General features: G+C 62.6%; 3 protein-coding genes. All 3 read right to left on the bottom strand.

Annotated elements, in window-relative coordinates; genetic code table 11:
- Positions 1–158: 158 nt before the first annotated feature.
- The gene (locus tag AC1DYX_RS29950) at positions 159–1,373 is read right to left on the bottom strand and encodes a hypothetical protein (protein ID WP_477265677.1); all 1,215 of its coding nucleotides are present in this window, start codon (positions 1,371–1,373) and stop codon (positions 159–161) included.
- Positions 1,363–2,601: a lipopolysaccharide biosynthesis protein gene (locus tag AC1DYX_RS29945; RefSeq protein ID WP_477265675.1), complete on the bottom strand. Its 1,239-nt coding sequence runs from the start codon at positions 2,599–2,601 to the stop codon at positions 1,363–1,365. Before AC1DYX_RS29945 ends, AC1DYX_RS29950 begins: the two co-directional genes overlap by 11 nt.
- Before the next feature lie 32 nt (positions 2,602–2,633).
- A partial coding sequence (locus AC1DYX_RS29940) for a DegT/DnrJ/EryC1/StrS family aminotransferase (protein WP_477265673.1) occupies positions 2,634–3,069 on the bottom strand: 436 nt, incomplete at its 5' end.

The following is a 3,069-nucleotide window of genomic DNA, read 5'->3' as shown; positions in this document are numbered from 1 at the left end:
CCCCCACGCTCATGCGGTGCAGCCGACCCGCACAGCCACCCGTGTCGACAATCTGTACGCCGTCGCGTTGCTCGTCGCCAAGGCCATCGGCCACCACCAGGGACACCTGGTAGCCGCTTGCGGCAAGGCTGCAGCATTGCTTGATAAAAATGCGGATATCATGCCGCGGATGTGCTGAACTGAGATGAACGATTCGAGTCCGCGCGATATCGTGAATTATAGAGTTCATACGATCCTAAAGTAGCGGCAATTAACATGTCGTGATAGTGATGAGAACCCAGGAGAAGCAACACCGTGGTGCAACACAGGCAAAGAGGCAGCTCGACGTCTTGACCCATATTGCGTCGTAGAAAGCACTGTACGAGCAGGCGCTGAAGTGGCCATAACAGCAGCGCCACAAGCGCCAGGAATCCAAACAGGCCAAGATCGACCCAGGCTGACAATATGTTGTGCGCGTAGCTGCCCGGTTCATAGCTGGCATAGCTGCCCTGCAGTGGATACTTGGCGATGGTCTCGAGTGCCTGAACGTTCAACTGATGGCGTAGTGTTGCCGAGCTCGATTGGGAAAGATCAAGCAGTTCCAGAGTGCGGTTCTCTGGGAGGTATTGGGTTCCGTACACAAGGGCCAGCTTGACGGCCAGCGCGATGGCGCACAGCAGCCCGAGCAGACGGGCGCGCTGCTGCGCCCGGTATAGCTCGATCAGCGGAACGCTGCCCAGCATCGCTACGAATTCGCTGCGGGCCCCATTGACATACAGGGTGGCGCCGGCCAGCAGGTAAAGGGGCAGGCGCGCGCTGATCGACTGCAAACGTACGCTTACGACCAGATAGACAAAGAGATAGGACCGTGAAAAGCCCTGGTAGGTAGCAACCGCCTCCGGGTCGCGTGCGAGGCCAAGCGCGCCAAGGTAGAACATCCCATCCTGTTCGAAGGTAAACACAATGGCGGACATCAGCAGCAGGCTGACCAGCGCTTTGCGCTGCAACGAGACAGCACGCACGTCCAGCAGCCGGAAGATGATGAACACCACCACCGCGTCGAGCAGGAACAGCAGATGGCTGCGGGTGATGCTCGCGTTGGCACCGGCGGCAACCTGCACCACCCAGATGGCGCCCATATACAGAATGAAGCCGAAAAATGCCAGTTCGCCTGGCCCGGGACCGCCCGAGCGACGCAACTGACCCGCATAGGCAAACAGGAGCGGAAGGAGCAGTACGACCGCAGCCGGGGTGAAGTATCCCCCCACGAAAGCGCCGATGTAACCCAGGCCGAGGGCGCTGTGATAAAAGAAGAAGCCGGGGAAAAGTATCAGGAAAGCGACCTGAGGCAATCCCTGCGGAGCGTGGCCGGCGCTGGCATGGTCAGCGTGCATTGCAGTGCTCCCTCGATGGTGAAGTCCCCAGCGCCGCGCGGTAGGACAGGCTCATGTACAGCAGGTACATGGCAATACGGCCCCAGACATAAGCGAGCAGGCATTGCCGGAGCGTGGCCGGCAGCAGGAAGGCCGCCAGTGTGACCAGCAGCAGCCCGCCCTGCCAGGCCAGCTCAACATGCTGGCGACCGGTGATATACAGGACATAGCCCAGCGGGCTGGCGATAAAGCCGACGAGATAGAGGGGCGCAAGCAGGCTGGCCATGTCGCCTGCCGCGCGCCAGCTGGCGCCGAATACGAGGGCGAACAGGGGCGGCCCTACCCACCACAGCAACAGCGACGGCAGCGCGCCAATTCCCAGTAGCAGTTTGAATGTACGACGGTAGGATTGGCGACAGTCGCCGTTTCCACGCCACTCCTGAGCAGCCTGCGCCTTGAAGACCTCCAGGATTGAGCTCGACAGCACCGATGCGGGGGCGGCCAGCACCCGGTGGGTCAGCGCATACATGCCCGCCGCTGCAGCGCCATGGGCACTGCCGATCAGCAGCAGCGGCAACTGTCCGACCAGGGTATTGAGGAGATCGGAAGGCAGGCTGAACTGGACGAACCGCACGTGCCGCTTCACGACTCCCCGGTCGGCAGGGTGCAGGCGCCAATCCCACGCCACGGCGGGCGGGCGTACGTAGCGGCGCGCGGCAGACACGCCCACCAGCAGGCCCACGAGCAGACCAAGCGGCAGGGCGACAGAGCCGCGCCCCAGCCACCACAGTAGTCCCAGTTGGGTTGTCGTGATTGCCACCACAGTCCACACTTTGGTCCGGGCGGCAGCGCCAAAGCGCTGATGGGCAACAGCATAGGCATTCACGATACTCTGGTATGCCATCAGCCAGACAGCGCCGCCGAGCATGAACAGCGTCGGCCAGCTCTGCATGCAGGCCAGTGGCAGGCCCGCCAGCCGCGCGGCAAATGCGGCCATCACGAGCGCTAGTGCCAATACCGCCGCCCAGTAGGCCACCACGCGCAGGCATGCGCCCTGCCCGGCCAAATCCGTTTCGAGCAGCATCGGCGTCTCCATGCGCAAGGTGGCTGCCACCGTTGCGGTGGCCGCCACCCCGAGCCAGGCGCCGAATGCACCGATCTCGGCCGGCGTGCACAGGCGCGTGAGCAGCGGGGCCGCGAGGATGGGCAGGATCTGCGCTGCCAGCGTGCCTGCCAGTACTGTCAGCACAGGCCTCACCTTGCCAGCGGTTGGCGTGGCGCTCATTCCATGGCACCTATGGCATCGTATTCAGCCGCTAATACGCTGGTACAGATGCGGTCGATGTCGGCATCGGAAAGATACGGCCCCATCGGCAGACTGAGCACATGGCGCGAAAGGCGCAACGCTTCAGGACAGTGGGCGTCCTTGTCCATCTGGCAGTAAGCCGGCTGGTGAGTAATCGGTACCGGATAATGGACTGCGCTTGGGATGCCATCCGCTTCCAGGCGTGCGCGCAAGGCGTCGCGCTGTGTGCTGATGATGGTGTACTGCGCATACGCACTGGTCCGCCCGTCACGCAATGCCATGATGGGAATATGGTCCTTGAGCCAGTAGGCGTAGCGCTCAGCCGCGCGGCGCCGCTGCGCCAACTCCCAATCGAAACTGGGCAGTTTGGCCAGTACGATGGCACACAGTTTGGCCAGTACGATGGCACAC

It is taken from the genome of Massilia sp. P2_C2 (assembly GCF_056404615.1).
Note: the sequence above shows the minus strand (reverse complement) of the source record. Positions and strands in the feature narration are given on the sequence as shown.

Excerpts from the sequence above, each read along its gene's own strand:
- AC1DYX_RS29950 (WP_477265677.1), bottom strand. The coding sequence starts at position 1,373 with ATGCACGCTGACCATGCCAGCGCCGGCCACGCTCCGCAGGGATTGCCT.